This is a genomic window from Clostridium sp. YIM B02551 (genome assembly GCF_022324735.1).
GTDB classification, from domain to species: Bacteria; Bacillota; Clostridia; order Clostridiales; family Clostridiaceae; genus Clostridium_T; species Clostridium_T paridis.
Map to the genome: position 1 here is coordinate 43271 of NZ_JAKGTF010000005.1, position 14154 is coordinate 57424.

A 14154-nucleotide genomic window follows, 5' to 3' on the forward strand; every position below is an offset into this window, starting at 1 on the left:
TTTAACCAATAAATATTGTTGTTCCTATGATAAAAACCGCACTATCTAATCAAATAGGTTAGATAGTGCGGTATCTCACACAAACATTTATTTTATTGTTTATTAAATGGCCTTTGTACATATTATCTTCCCATATGGATAATTCCATTTTCTATTGCAACTGCAACTGCCTCCGACCGAGATTCAACTCCTAGTTTGCTGTATATACTTGATAAGTGTGCTTTAACAGTTCTTTCAGATATACTCATGTCAACGGCTATTTCTTTACTTGTACATCCCCTTGCTGCAGCTTGCAAGACAAATAATTCTCTTTCAGTAATTTCAACATTAAGAGAATTATTACCTTGTGCCCGCCCATCTTTATCACTAAAGATTATGCTGCTTATTTCTGGCTGAAGCAAAAGTTCTCCTCTGATAGCAGATTCTACAGTTCTAATTAGTTCCTCGCGTGTACTATCTTTCAAAAGGTAACCCTTTGCCCCTAAAGAGAGTCCTTCTCTAATTAACTTATCATCATTGAAGGTAGTTAAGATAACTACCGGCACTAGATTATTCTTTTCCTTTAAAGTTCTTAGCGCCTCCATACCACTTTTTTGGGGCATATTTAAGTCCATTAAAACCAGATCCGGTTTTAACTCATCTATCAGCGCTAATGCCTTACCTCCATTTTCAGCCTCACCCACAACCTCATAATTTTCTTCTGTTTCAAAAATCAACTTCAATCCTTCTCTAACTATAAGATGATCATCTACTACTAGTATCCTTCTCTTATCCATTATCTTCATCTATTCCTTTCTCTATTGGAATAATAATATTTATATCTGTGCCATATTTTCTTTTGCTTTTTATCTTAATTTTTCCGTGTATTGCTTTTACGCGCTCTGTCATTCCCAATATGCCATAATGTCCGAACAGCTTATCAAGAAGCTTCACATCAAAGCCTACTCCATCATCATTGATATTTATATTTATTTGATTTTTGACTTCCATTATTGTGATAGATACATTATTTGCAGCAGCATGCTTTGAAATATTGTTCAATGCTTCTCTCACAATGAATAAAATGTGTCTAGAAATATTTTCAGGTATTAGAGATTCAATTCTAATATCATCTTTAACAAATGTATTCGATACATTTCCAAATTGAGTAATTTCCTCTTCTATCGCCTTTATAAAATCCATTTCTATCTTTGTCTGCGATCGTAAATCATCTATAACTAGCCTAGAATCTGCTAAAGTTTTTCTAGCATGTTCCATTGCCTTTTGTACTATCTCCTTTGCGCGTTCTGTATTATTTTTACTTAGATTTGCATTTACTGCATCGAGTTGCATAATTACGCCTGCAAGACCTTGAGATAAGGTATCGTGTAAATCTCTAGCCATTCTTTGTCTCTCATTTACTAAAGTGAGTTCTTCAACCTTCTCATAAGCCATTTCTAATTCTTTTGAAATTCTCTGAGCTTGAATGCGTAATTTTACCTGTTTAAAAAAGATCATTGCATATGCTCGCATAGCAATACTTATTATCACAAGTAAAGGTAGTGATTGAATTAACACATCCATTCCACTGAGTACTATTATTGTACCGCAGTAAATACTATAAAAGAAAATTGCTGTGGCAATAACTTTCGCAGCATCACTATATACTATCATGCTTTGGATAATAAAGAGAGGAATGAGCCCAAGTAATATTGTTTTATATCCCTCTGGTGCTATGACTGCGTAATCGAAAGTTATTATGCCCTGTATAATAAAATAAAGCCAATGCTTTTTTTTAAATATATTAACAGAAAACAAATATACCAATAGCTGAATTACTATTACTATAGTAAAACCTGCTGTTTCATTTTTAGTCATTTCACCTGAGTTTTGAACAAAAACTGTTGCTAAGTACAGTAAAATAACACTAACTATAATGGGAGACTTAGAAAAAACACCTTCATCGGTATATGGTGTAAATACTGATTTAAATTTATTGCGCAAGGAGATCACCTACCCTTTTAAGATTACATCATGCATGTATTAACTATCAAAATATATAATTATGTATTCATCTTATAATAATTCTGTAATTGTATCAATTGTACTTTTGGGCAAAACGCTTCACTTTAACTTACAATAAAAGCTAGTGAAAACTAGCTTTTCAGCTATAAATTCACTAGCCCTAATGTTCCTTGGATTATATATTTCTTCTGAGATATACTTAGGTTTTAGGTTTATGCAACCTTATCTTCCTTTTTCAAATCTTCCTTACTTGAAAACATATTTTTTATAGTACCTGGAAGCGTAATCATTGCAGGCAGAAACACTGGAAGCAATATGAAACAAAGTACTACTAGTCCTGCAATTACAGCCACAGCCAACTCTGAGAGAAGCACTAATCCAGAAGGCATAAGTGTTGCAAAGGTTCCACCAAGTATTATAACTGCAGACATTATTACACCACCTATATGCTTTGAGGCTAGGATTATTGCTTCCTTTGATGGCATATGATGGTATTCCTTAAGTCTCATCATTAGGAATATACTATAGTCCACTCCTAATGCTACTATTATGATGAAGGAAAAGAATGGGACAAATGAGGAAATACCTTCAAGTCCTTTTATATTCAAAAAGATAAAGTTTAATATATACATGGCTGCATAGTATGATCCCATAAGTGATGCAGTTATTACCACTGGTTCCCAAAAGGATCTTATCACAAGCAACAATATAAGAAATACCCCTATAAGTACTATTACTGTCGCTCTATTTAAGTCATTGCCTAATACATTATTCATATCAAAAGTTGTAGCACTAGGTCCTGATGCTCCAAACTTTGCATCTGAAAGTACTGTACCTTTAAGTCCACTGGATACAGTCTCATTTATCTTCTTTACTATATCTTGAGCTTTATCTGAATAAGGATCAGCATCTAGAACTACAGTCATCTTAGTAATGGTTCTATCCTTAGACATCATCATATCTAAAGCTTTCTTAAAATCATCATTAGTCAATGCTTCCTTTGGTATAAAGAAGGTCTTATTACTGTTAAATTGTGAAAGAAAATCTTTAGTCTGTCCCAATCCACCTGAAATTTGCATTAACCCAGTGTTTACATCTGAAAGCTTCTTTCCAAAGGTGCTGAATCCATTAAGACCATCCACCAATTGCTGTTGACCTGATTTCATCTGACCTAGTCCACTAGCTACATTGTTCATATTGGTAACTATTGTGCCTATTCCATTAGAAGCCTTACCTATTCCATCCTGAAGTTGCTTCAAACCATCAGCCATCTGCGTTAAACCACTTCCCATGCTTGTCAAGGCCTTGTTTGTATTATCAAAACCTGCAGTTGCTGCATTATAGTTATCATTTAATGTTTGTATTCTCTCCGGTGTGATTTGGCTTAATTGATTTACTAATTGATCAATGGCCACTTTTAACGTCTGATAATTGGAATCAGTTTGGGAGTTTGAATAACTACTACCTAATGCATTCATCATTCCCTGCATCTGAACTAAAGTTCCTTTAACACCCAGTAGTGTCTCTGCTACCTGTTGGTATCCTGTACCCATCTGTGAATAACCAATCTGTATCTTTCCATAATTGTCAGCTAGGGTATTTATTCCACTGCTCATCTTCGAGAGATTTGTTTGAATGGTAGCTATTCCGCTCTCTATACTTTGTGAACTGCTGGAACTACTAGTTAGTCCGTTCTGTATTTGTGTCAATCCACCACTCAAGGCAGCTATACCATCCTGCAGCTTTGCAGTACCGTCAACCATCTTACTTACCTGAGAAAAGTCGGCTGAACCAAGCTTATCAGAGGCAATCTCCAAACCGTTATTTATCTGATTAACACCATCCTGGGTTTTTGCCATACCGTCAGTAACTGAAGGCATTTGACCACTAATGTAAAACCCATCTATTTGCTTTGCTTGAGGTTGTGTTACTGATGATACCTGAGTGACTCCATTGATTTTTTTTACTTTTTCTGTGAGGTTGTCAATTATCGCAAGAGATTCATTGTTATCCATGGCTTTATTATTCTCAATTGCCACTGTAACTGGCATAGCCTGACCTTTACCAAAGTGCTCAGAAATCAGCGAAATTGCTTTTGTGGATGGATACTTATCTCCAAGTTCTCCAATGGTATCAAAATTAAGCTTTTGTTCATGAAAATATATAGTTGGTAATATTACTAGCAGTATAGCTATAACTGCTAAAACAGGATGCTTTGTTGCAAATGAAGAAGTTTTACCCCAAAACTTGTTTTCACCATGACCCCCAATTTTTTTTGATGGCCAGAAAAGTTTTTTACCAAGTAGCTTCATCATAAAAGGTGTTAGTGTTAAAATTTCTAGAAGTAGTACTATTACACCTATTACAACAACAATACCTGACCTATAAATTGGTGATTCAGTAAATATAAGACTAAGAAAAGCTATAAAAACAGTAAGTATACTGTAGGTAATAGTTTTACCTGCTGTTTTATATGTGTTCACTATAGCATCATCTATGTCTAATCCATGCGATAGTTCTTCTTTAAATCTGTTAAATAGAAGTATATTATAGTCAGTTCCTATACCAAAGAGTATAAGTATCAGCAGCATCTGAGTAAGACTAGTCAATGGGAAATTGGCTTTGTCTATTAGTTGCGCTGCAATTCCCATGGAACACATATATGAGAAAGCTACTGCTATAAGAGATATCACAGGGGTAATTACAGATCTGAACATTAAAACAAGTACTACAAGGATAAATATGACTGTCAATGAAGCACTTTTCTCTACTCCTGATTCTGCTGATCTTTGATAATCGTCATTGATAAAGTCTTGGCCGCTTATGTAGTATTCAGACTTTACATTAGTGAGCTTGCTATCAAATTCTTTTTTAATATCAGCTACTTCTCTTTTTCCCTTATCAAGCTTGAAACTCACCATAAGAGTTGTACCATCTTTTGAAATCAATGAACTTTTTGCATCTGGCATACTGAAAGGATCTATCATATCTGATATACCCAATTCAAATCCGCTTTCTGCGAGTGCTTTTACACCATCACTTATTTTATCCATTTCCTCATCAGAAATCTTATTCTTGTCATAAAAAACTATGAGATCACTGGCACCCTTAGCACCATCCATCTTACTTACAATGGAATCTGCAATTACTGAGGGGCTATCATTTCCTAAAGCCTGTGTACCCCTCTGTCTCAGTATTGCATTTATATCTGGCTGAAATGCTGAAAGCAATATAGTTGCTATAAGCCATACTGCGAATATAGCCCAACGGCCTTTAATTATTTTTCTCATCTAATTATTCCTCCTTTACTACATATATTTTTCATAACCGTTAATGGCTACATTTTCATGTTACATCTCACCTATATCTACAACAATTGTACCTTTGGGCAAAAAGCACTGTACCTTTAGGCAAAATATTAATTCAAACTATATGATTGATATATCTAATATTATTTAAAAATGCCTAGTCCGTATCAGTGCTCTCTTGAACCCATAACACGTTTGATTAATCGAGTTGCAAATACAGGACTAAAACTATACATAAAGTTCATAGCTTTTGAGTCCTTTCCTATACAGAAACGGTACTTATTCTTTTCCATCCCACGGATTATTAATTCAGCTGCTGATGACGAAGAAAGTAACATTTTTGAACTTTTATTTTCTTCTTCAAAGCTCTTAGTTGAAGCCTGTGAGTTTTGTTTAATATTTGTTGCCATAGCTCCAGGAAAAACAAGAGAAACATGTACATTCGTTCCTAATAATTCTGAATATAAACTTTCTGTCATCAACTTTACTGCAGCCTTTGATGCTCCATATGAACTTTGGCCTGGAACTGGAAGGAATCCGCCCATGCTAGCAATATTCACAATGTGTCCCTCGTGCCTTTCTAGTAAATGATTTAAAAATGCCTTTGTCATATATAGAGTTCCATTAAAGTTAACATCCATTACTCTATCAATTTGCTCAAAATTTAAATCCTTCAATTGTATAAATGGCTGAATTATACCTGCATTATTTATAACTCCATCAATATGCCCCATGGTTGAAATAATTTCCTTTGAGAAATTAATTACAAATTCTTTATTTGTAATGTCTACAATCCTAGTTAACAAGTTTTGGTTCTCACCTGAAAGCCTAAAAGTTTCTTGAAGCGCTGCATCATTGACATCAACAGCAACAACCCTTGCCCCTTTTGATAGTAGATTGAGTGTTAATTCTCTTCCTACACCATTTCCCCCACCAGTAACAACTATGTTTTTATTTAGTACTTTCATATCAATTTCCTCCTTGCATTTCTTTTTACACATAAAAATATATTATTTGTATATCTACATATCTCGCAATTGCGTTTTTGCACTTGCTGCTTTTTAATAATACTAGTATATAATCTGTATAAATGACTTCCTATTGTACCTTAGGGCAAAAGTTACTGTACTTTTAGGCAACTCAATATAAAAAAGAACCTATGAAATGGATAAACCAAAAAGGTTATTTCAATAGGTTCTTTTTATTTAATAAAACAAATATAGAATTATAGTGTATTTTGACCAGAAACTTCAGATTACTTATTAAAATTTGAGACATTTTCACTTTAATTATTCCTGTACTTATATTTGCTTACGCAACTTCTCAACATCTCATCCATTCTGTTTCATATATAAAGGTAAAAGATTTAAACCCTAATCGAGCCACGGAACCCTCTGGAACCATAATACGACTCTGCACCATTATGATATACAAATACATTATCATAACGAAAATCAGTAAAGATGGCACCACCGAGCTTTCTAATATCAGAAGGTGTTTTCACCCAGTTTGATGTTTTCATATCAAAATTTCCAAGTTTCTGCAGCTCCCTATACTGTTCTTCTGTTAAAATTTCAATACCCATGTCATCTGCCATACCAATAGCACTATTTTTAGGCTTATGTTCTTTCCTTGACTCTAACGCTTCAGGATCGTAACATACACTTCTTCGACCTTTAGGACTTTCTGATGAACAATCATAAAATATGTATTCCCCTGATTTCTCATCATACCCAATAACATCTGGTTCACCACCTGTTACTTCCATTTGATTAAGTGACCACATTTTTTCAATATTGGCTTCTAGTTTTTCTTCTACACTATCCCATTGAAGCCCTTCATGACGATTCGTGTTTTTCTCAAAACGTGATTTTAATGTTTTGATTAATTCCTCTCGTTGTTCTGGTAACAACTCCTTTTTTTCATTTTCCAAAATTAAACCTCCTCGTAACTAAGCTTTCAAATTCTTATAAATCATGCTTTTTCAAATACACCCACTAAGTTTTCTTTTGATCAATCCATTCTTCTTCTAAAATTGCGTAAATTACATCGTCTGCCCATTCATTATTAAACCAAAAGCTTTTTTTAAAATGGCCTTCTTTTCTCATTTTAATTCTTTCAATCAGCGCTATAGACTTTATATTTTTCGGGTCAACTGAAGCAATTATTCTATGTTTTTTTAAATCATTAAACAAATAATTTATTGCACCAATAATAGCTTCTGTTGCATACCCTTTACCCTGATATTCAAGAGATAGAGTAAATCCTATTTCAACCTGTAAATTATCTATAAAATGAACACCTATATCCCCTATTAACTCATCAGCTTCTTTAAGTAAAATACCAAGTTGATACCATGTACCAGGAACATTAGGAGTCTTAGCAATTTTTTCATTAATAAACTCTGTTACTTCCTCAAGTGTTTTTGGTTTCCAGTTCTGAAATTTAAATATTCGTGGATTTGAGCGATATTTAAATATTGCTTCTGCATCAGAAATTCTAAGTCCTCTTAATATTAATCTTTCTGTTGAAATATTCATTTCATTGAAATTCATTATTTTAGCCTCCAATTAATAGTTTGACTACTTATGAGAAATATAAACATAATCTCTCCTGTATAACTTCTAATACTTCTTCTGGCACTTCTCTTACCTTAATATCATCACCTAAAAAAAGTAGCCAATTTGTTATTTCACCCAATTCTTCAGACTTATTAATATCAATAAAGGTCTTTAGAATTCCAGTAGTTTGGTAAGGATTAGTATAGGATATTGAAACGGTTAACGGGTGGTATTTTTTAAACTGGGAAATGGCTTTCGGACCTAATTCAATTATAAGGTTAATTACTTCTTCCTGTTTATGTAGCTTTTCTAAAATCTTTTTCTTACTTAATCTTTTTTTCTCCTTATAAGATTTCACATCCATTAGATGATCCACAGGGAAAATCTGTTTCTTCTCTTCCTTTAAATCAAAACCCTCAATTAGCCAAATACCCTTTTCATGATAAAGGTGCAAGAGATAAATTTCATAAGACTTTACTATATCCTCTTCATTTACGGTAATTAATAAGTAGCTGTCCAAAAGAAGGATTTGAATTAGTTTTTCCAGTATGGGATGTGGAAGATCTGAGAGATTAAGTAAGTCGGGGTTATAGGGGTTAGTCCCTTCAAAAAGTAATATTTGATTTAAGAGTACAAGATCCTCTTGCTGACTTTCTGAAATAAGCCCTAGTAGTTTTTCAGCTAAGGATTGACGGCTCTTTAGATATGGTAGCTGTTGATTTCTTGTTGCCATAAAGGCAATAAAGAGGGCCTTAACTTCATTATTATTAAATCGAACGACTGGAAGAACAGAGTTTTGCATAACAAAATATCCTCCATCCCTTCCAACTTCGGCTACAAGTGGCATCCCCATTTCCTCAATTTCTTTGATATCTCTAATAGCTGTAGAACGAGATATGTTAAATTCTTGCATGATTTCAGAAATTGTAAAGTGTCCACGGTTGTTGATATATCTCATGATTATATTAATCCGTTCAACTTTTTTCATAAAGCCTCCTAAACAGTATCACTTTTTGACATAATTTAAGATTATTATATACTCATCAAGTGAATATTACAATTTCATTTGATTAATTATAAGAAAAGGAAGGTTTGAAATATGGCAGATTATATAATAGAAGAAAAAGAAGGTTTTATAGTTTTGGGGGTTGGAACTGAACTTAAAAGTCATTACACAGACTTTGCTGGATTAAACAAGGAAAAGTCAGACTTTTGGAAATTAGTCAGCGAAGATGGAAGACTTGAATCTTTAAACGCAATTGCAATAAATGACTACGTATTTACTGTGAACGAAGCAGTTAATAACAAATTGATGTATTATGTTGGAGTCATGACGAATGCTTCAATATCAGAAGAAACTCGAGCTATCCAATTTCCTAAAGGGGAATACCTTGTTGTTAAAGGTGAAGGAAATACTTCCGATGAATTGAATAACAAACTTACTGGTATCGCCTTTGGTCAAGTATTACCCGAAGCAAAGAATTTTGCCTATGTTGGAGGGCCAAATGCAATGGTTGAGATAGGACATCAAAATGGCTTAATCTTAGGAGAAATATGGGTTCCGGTTGTTAGAAAATAAATAATTATAAAGGAGGCATAAATATGTCTTATGCAGTTGATTTTAAAAATGTGTCTACAGTTGGTTTAGAGTCTTCACCTGTAACTGATGCACTTGCTGGGCTACGTGCTAATGAGGCTCGCTACTTTATGAACAAATACAAACATGAATTTACAGTTGTACCTGCTAGCGAAAGCCAAGATACTCTTGATTATGTGAACCAAATTTTGAAAAAAGAACGTGACATTGAGTTCTCAGCTAAACCCTTAGAAACATCACGTTTTCAAGTAGAAAATATCAAATTTACCTATGTTTTTTATGAGGATGGTCTTTCAATTAACGTTATGTATACTGTTGATGATCCTAAGAAGCGTGCCGTAGGCTTGAAGCTTTCTGAGGGTATGGATGTACCAAAGGAACTAGAAGGAAAATTTAAATTTGCTAGACAAAAATCAAAACTAGCTGGAACAATTAGAGGTTCATTTTTTATAATTAAAGGAGAATACTAAAATAACCTTTTCCACTAGCTAAAGTATCAATCAATTTTTTATTTCTACATAATAGTGCCAGGCTCATAAATTATGAGTCTGGCACTATAAGTTATTTTCTCCCTATTAACACTACATTCTTCCTAAACTATGAAGTGATTATAGTTTACATATATTCTATAATTAATTGATCTAAGCCATATTCTGATACTAGCTTTTCAAGATTGTTAAATATCTTCTCTTCATCCCAATTCCACCATTGAAGTTTTAGTAAAAATTCAATTTTTTCATCACTAAAACGACTTTTAATATACTTAGCTGGATTGCCGCCATAAATAGTATAAGGCTCAACATTTTTCACTACAGTTGAATTGGCAGCAATTATTGCTCCGTCACCAATCTTTATTCCTGGCATTATAGTTACATTTTGACCTATCCACACATCATTGCCGATTAAAGTATCACCCTTAAACGGAAGCTGTTCTATCGTTGGAGTAACTTTTTCCCAACCACCTCCAAAAATGTTAAAGGGATAACTTGTAATCCCATCCATTCTGTGGTTTGCTCCATTCATGATAAATCTAACACCTTCTGCTATTGCACAAAACTTGCCTATTATAAGTTTATCCCCCAAAAATTCGTAGTGGTGCTCTATGTTATCATAAAACCTCTCAGGAGATTTTTTGTTATCACTATAATAAGTATATTCTCCAATCTCAACATTAGGTTTTTTAGGTAGATTACTTATATAACAAACTGTCTTTATATTAGTATTGGGATAAAGTTGTCTCTTATCTGGTCCTAGCATGGAATACTACCTCCTTTTTGCTTTCTTTTTGCATAATCAGTTCACATCTATATATATGAATTATTGGGCTTTTAGTAAATTAATTGCCCAATTTTATTTGACTCTTCAGCAAACCATATTGCTCCATCTGATCCAAGCACAAGGCCATGTGGTTCTGAACCTGGTGTAGGAATTTCATACTCTACGATTTTCCCGCTTGATGTAATCCTTCCAATTTGATTACTTCCCCATTCAGTAAACCACAGTTCTCCATCTATACCAGGTACTATTGCGTGTGGTTTAGCATTTTCTGTGGGTATGTTATATTCAAAAATTTCACCTGATGTTGTAATTCTCCCTATTTTGTTACCCATTATTTCAACAAACCAAATAGCATTATCACTATCTGTACAAATTCCTACTGGTCCAGATGCTTTCGTTGGAATATAAAACTCTGTTATTTCCCCAGACAAGGTGATTTTACCTATTTTGTTACCTTGATTCTCTGTAAACCAAAGTGCTTTATCAGGTCCCATTATAATCATTGAAGGAAATGATCCTTGAACAGGTAAATCATATTCTGTAATCTCCCCACGCTCTGTAATCCTTCCAATCTTATTACCAGTAATCTCAGTAAACCACATTGCCCCATCTGATCCTAATGCTATTCCATATGGACCTGCATTTAAAGTAGGAATATCATATTCTGTAATTTTCCCTTCCATTGTAATTTTGCCTATCTTATTAGCCTTATACTCTGTAAACCATAGATTTCCGTCAGTTCCACTTGCTATAATCGAAATTCCTGCATCTAAAGTCGGAACTGTATATTCCATTATTTCACCTATTATCGATATTCTTCCTATTCTGTTACCTGAATTTTGTGTAAACCACATTGCTTTATCGAATCCTACTGTAATTCCATATGGACCTGATTTCTCCATTGGTAGGTTATACTCATTTATCTTTATATTCATCTATTCATCATCCTTTCATGATTATCAAAACAAAAAAACCTTTCCTAACTATAAAGTTTCGGAAAGGTTATAATCATCATCATATATAAATTTAACACAAAATAACTATTCTAAATTAAGAACAGTTTATGAGTAATCTATAAATATAAGTTAAATATGACACAATTATAATTCTATCCAAAACTTATAGTAGTTTAGTCAAACACAAGCTAACATATCCATACAATTACGAATATGCCAAGTTCTATCTATACTACTTTAATTTCTATAACTTGGATAAAATTATATAATCATTTTAACTAATCACCTCATGATATATTATTTCTTAATGCATTTAGATTATATGTCTTTTAAATAATACAAGTCAAGTATACTATCAATTACTTTCTTATTTGAAGATGCCAAAGCAGGAAAATAACGATCTTCTCATTAGAGGATTTCTACATAACAGTAACAGTTCATGATTTATGAGCCTGTTACTATAAACTATTAATTAAATTGTACTATTATACATACCTTTTAAATACCCTTCAAAATCTGTAGATAAACATACTGGATTAGTTGTTTCATTTTTAGTTCTTCCATCAATAACTGCCCTAGTCATAAGCTCAAAATTTTTTGCTCCATCTTTTGAGAATCCTATTTGTAGTAATGTACCTTCTAGCTCTTCAGGCAATACTTGATTCAAACTAACATTTCTTTTTAATATACCTTCAAATACTTTTGCAATATCCTCTGAGCTATACGCTCTTGGCCCAGTTATCTCATATATTCTCTGTTGTGGATTTTTACAAATCATTATATCTGATAAGAACTCCGCCACATCTGCTGGAGCAATCATAGGAACCTTCATTTTAGGCGAAAAAAATGTCGTAAGTATTCCATATTCTTTAATGGATTCTAGCTGTCCAAGTCAATTGCTAAAATAATAAGAAGGTCGAACATAAATTTGTTCAATATTATCAAAATCAGAGAATGTATGCTCCAACATATAGGATGCTATTAGATTTCCTGTTCCTGATTCATGCTGTGCTCCATTAGATGATAATCCCACTATTTTAGTAATATTTGATGATGAAATAGCTTGTCTATAGTTATTTAAAATCATTTGCGTTTCCTTTAAAAAATTATCACACCCAGGATTTTCAGGTGTTAAAAGAAAAACCTTATTCCCTCCGTGAAAAGCTTCTTTTAGATCTTGTAAATCAAAATAATTTGCAATAACAACCTCTACACCCTTGTCTTTTAATTCTTGCGCTTTAAAATTATTCCTAATGACAGCTCTTACTGGCTGACCTTTGCTTATAAGTTTGTCCACAAGCATTGAACCAATCTGTCCTGATGCCCCTAATATTATATTCATGTTACCCTCCTAATTACTAATTTTTAATTATAATTCTTAATATCAGATAAGCCTTACTTTGCTTGACTTCCTGTTAAGACTAGTATAAATTAAAAACATGACAATAGTTGTCATGTTAATTTAAATTTCATTTTCATTTAGCTATTCTCATGGAGGAACTTTATGACAAAAACAAAATTGTTATTCGAACTGATTATGTACGTAAATACTAAAAGACACTTCACTGCTCAAGATATTGCATATGAATTCAATATCTCTGTCAGAACTGCACATAGGTATTTGATGGAACTCAGTGATTTGGGCGTTCCTTTATATACTGAGCAAGGTAGAAATGGAGGTTATCGTATACTAAAAAACAGGATTCTTCCACCTGTTATATTTGACGAGAACGAAGCATTCGCAATCTTTTTTGCATTTCAATCACTCAAATATTATAAGTCGCTACCTTTTGATGTAAATATTGATTCAGCCTCCAGAAAATTATATATTAGCCTTCCGGATGATACCAAATACAAAGTGGATCGTCTAGAATCAGTCCTATCTTTTTGCAATCAGAAGAGAAGTGTCTCTTCTCCATTTTTGACTGAAATAATTGAAGCTTCCGTAGAAAATCACATATTAATCATAGAATATGTATCAAAATCAGAAAATAAAGTCAAAAAAGTCAAACCACTTGGAGTGTACGCAAATAATGGACTTTGGTATATGCCTGCTTTCGACTTGGGAAATAAAGCAATTCGTTTATTTCGGGTTGATAGAATCTTATCCTTGGAAAACTCCAAAACAATTCATGATGTTTCAGTAAGCTTAGCAGATTGGATTAATAATCACACAATTAAGATTCCCATTCGATTATATGTTAAGCTAACAAGAGAAGGCTTACGTCAATGTCGAAGTGAATCCTGGTTAGAGCCTCATATTGTTTTATCTAGTCCAGACAATGGTTATATTGATACTAAAATTGATATAAGCGAGATTGAATTTGTCTCTAATTACTTCTTTCAACTTGGTGTAAATGCAAATGTAATTGAGCCCAAAGAAATTGTAGAAAATATTAAACAACGAGCACTTAATATACTTAATCATTATAAATGAAAAAATCCCCGCA

General features: G+C 33.1%; 14 protein-coding genes. 3 read left to right on the plus strand and 11 right to left on the minus strand.

Features of this window, described 5'->3' with window-relative positions; all coding sequences use genetic code 11:
* Nucleotides 1-122: 122 nt before the first annotated feature.
* The 7 genes from L1S47_RS07340 to L1S47_RS07370 form a co-directional block, all read right to left on the minus strand.
* Nucleotides 123-776 (minus strand): response regulator transcription factor, encoded by a 654-nt coding sequence (locus L1S47_RS07340; RefSeq protein WP_238882895.1) that lies wholly within the window; start codon nucleotides 774-776, stop codon nucleotides 123-125.
* Entirely contained in the window at nucleotides 769-1983 is a 1215-nt protein-coding gene (locus L1S47_RS07345; RefSeq protein WP_238882896.1) for a sensor histidine kinase, read from the minus strand. Before L1S47_RS07345 ends, L1S47_RS07340 begins: the two co-directional genes overlap by 8 nt.
* A 233-nt stretch (nucleotides 1984-2216) precedes the next feature.
* Nucleotides 2217-5294, minus strand: coding sequence for an MMPL family transporter (locus tag L1S47_RS07350; protein WP_238882897.1), 3078 nt, complete (start codon nucleotides 5292-5294; stop codon nucleotides 2217-2219).
* 185 nt (nucleotides 5295-5479) lie between these two features.
* A complete protein-coding gene (locus L1S47_RS07355; RefSeq protein WP_238882898.1) occupies nucleotides 5480-6280 on the minus strand; it encodes an SDR family oxidoreductase in 801 nt (266 codons plus the stop codon).
* A 398-nt stretch (nucleotides 6281-6678) separates the two neighbouring features.
* Nucleotides 6679-7245, minus strand: a complete 567-nt coding sequence (locus L1S47_RS07360; RefSeq protein WP_238882899.1) for a DUF4256 domain-containing protein — start codon at nucleotides 7243-7245, stop codon at nucleotides 6679-6681.
* A 64-nt stretch (nucleotides 7246-7309) separates the two neighbouring features.
* Nucleotides 7310-7867, minus strand: coding sequence for a GNAT family N-acetyltransferase (locus L1S47_RS07365; protein ID WP_238882901.1), 558 nt, complete (start codon nucleotides 7865-7867; stop codon nucleotides 7310-7312).
* Nucleotides 7868-7898: 31 nt separating this feature from the next.
* Complete coding sequence (locus tag L1S47_RS07370) at nucleotides 7899-8861, minus strand: YafY family protein (protein ID WP_238882902.1); 963 nt, start codon at nucleotides 8859-8861, stop codon at nucleotides 7899-7901.
* A gap of 111 nt (nucleotides 8862-8972) precedes the next feature.
* Between L1S47_RS07370 and L1S47_RS07375 the strand changes: the two genes are divergently transcribed.
* Nucleotides 8973-9452 carry a GyrI-like domain-containing protein gene (locus L1S47_RS07375; RefSeq protein WP_238882904.1) on the plus strand — a complete coding sequence of 160 codons (480 nt, stop codon included), beginning with the start codon at nucleotides 8973-8975 and terminating at the stop codon, nucleotides 9450-9452.
* Between the two features lie 23 nt (nucleotides 9453-9475).
* The gene (locus tag L1S47_RS07380) at nucleotides 9476-9940 is read left to right on the plus strand and encodes a phage tail protein (protein ID WP_238882906.1); all 465 of its coding nucleotides are present in this window, start codon (nucleotides 9476-9478) and stop codon (nucleotides 9938-9940) included.
* 145 nt (nucleotides 9941-10085) lie between these two features.
* Here the strand turns inward: L1S47_RS07380 and L1S47_RS07385 are convergent, their stop codons facing one another.
* The 4 genes from L1S47_RS07385 to L1S47_RS07400 all read right to left on the minus strand — a co-directional run bounded on the left by L1S47_RS07385 (nucleotide 10086) and on the right by L1S47_RS07400 (nucleotide 13046).
* Nucleotides 10086-10727, minus strand: coding sequence for a Vat family streptogramin A O-acetyltransferase (locus L1S47_RS07385; RefSeq protein WP_238882907.1), 642 nt, complete (start codon nucleotides 10725-10727; stop codon nucleotides 10086-10088).
* A gap of 71 nt (nucleotides 10728-10798) precedes the next feature.
* The gene (locus tag L1S47_RS07390) at nucleotides 10799-11683 is read right to left on the minus strand and encodes a Virginiamycin B lyase (RefSeq protein WP_238882908.1); all 885 of its coding nucleotides are present in this window, start codon (nucleotides 11681-11683) and stop codon (nucleotides 10799-10801) included.
* A gap of 493 nt (nucleotides 11684-12176) precedes the next feature.
* A complete protein-coding gene (locus L1S47_RS07395; protein WP_238882909.1) occupies nucleotides 12177-12536 on the minus strand; it encodes a hypothetical protein in 360 nt (119 codons plus the stop codon).
* 60 nt (nucleotides 12537-12596) lie between these two features.
* Nucleotides 12597-13046, minus strand: coding sequence for an SDR family oxidoreductase (locus L1S47_RS07400; RefSeq protein WP_238882911.1), 450 nt, complete (start codon nucleotides 13044-13046; stop codon nucleotides 12597-12599).
* Nucleotides 13047-13208: 162 nt separating this feature from the next.
* On the opposite strand from L1S47_RS07400, the gene L1S47_RS07405 reads away from it, so the two are divergent.
* Nucleotides 13209-14141: a YafY family protein gene (locus tag L1S47_RS07405; RefSeq protein ID WP_238882913.1), complete on the plus strand. Its 933-nt coding sequence runs from the start codon at nucleotides 13209-13211 to the stop codon at nucleotides 14139-14141.
* Nucleotides 14142-14154: the final 13 nt, after the last annotated feature.

Excerpts from the sequence above, each read along its gene's own strand:
- L1S47_RS07340 (WP_238882895.1), bottom strand. The coding sequence starts at position 776 with ATGGATAAGAGAAGGATACTAGTAGTAGATGATCATCTTATAGTTAGA.
- L1S47_RS07350 (WP_238882897.1), bottom strand. The coding sequence starts at position 5,294 with ATGAGAAAAATAATTAAAGGCCGTTGGGCTATATTCGCAGTATGGCTT.
- L1S47_RS07355 (WP_238882898.1), bottom strand. The coding sequence starts at position 6,280 with ATGAAAGTACTAAATAAAAACATAGTTGTTACTGGTGGGGGAAATGGT.
- L1S47_RS07365 (WP_238882901.1), bottom strand. The coding sequence starts at position 7,867 with ATGAATTTCAATGAAATGAATATTTCAACAGAAAGATTAATATTAAGA.
- L1S47_RS07370 (WP_238882902.1), bottom strand. The coding sequence starts at position 8,861 with ATGAAAAAAGTTGAACGGATTAATATAATCATGAGATATATCAACAAC.
- L1S47_RS07375 (WP_238882904.1), top strand. The coding sequence starts at position 8,973 with ATGGCAGATTATATAATAGAAGAAAAAGAAGGTTTTATAGTTTTGGGG.
- L1S47_RS07380 (WP_238882906.1), top strand. The coding sequence starts at position 9,476 with ATGTCTTATGCAGTTGATTTTAAAAATGTGTCTACAGTTGGTTTAGAG.
- L1S47_RS07385 (WP_238882907.1), bottom strand. The coding sequence starts at position 10,727 with ATGCTAGGACCAGATAAGAGACAACTTTATCCCAATACTAATATAAAG.
- L1S47_RS07390 (WP_238882908.1), bottom strand. The coding sequence starts at position 11,683 with ATGAATATAAAGATAAATGAGTATAACCTACCAATGGAGAAATCAGGT.
- L1S47_RS07395 (WP_238882909.1), bottom strand. The coding sequence starts at position 12,536 with ATGAAGGTTCCTATGATTGCTCCAGCAGATGTGGCGGAGTTCTTATCA.
- L1S47_RS07400 (WP_238882911.1), bottom strand. The coding sequence starts at position 13,046 with ATGAATATAATATTAGGGGCATCAGGACAGATTGGTTCAATGCTTGTG.
- L1S47_RS07405 (WP_238882913.1), top strand. The coding sequence starts at position 13,209 with ATGACAAAAACAAAATTGTTATTCGAACTGATTATGTACGTAAATACT.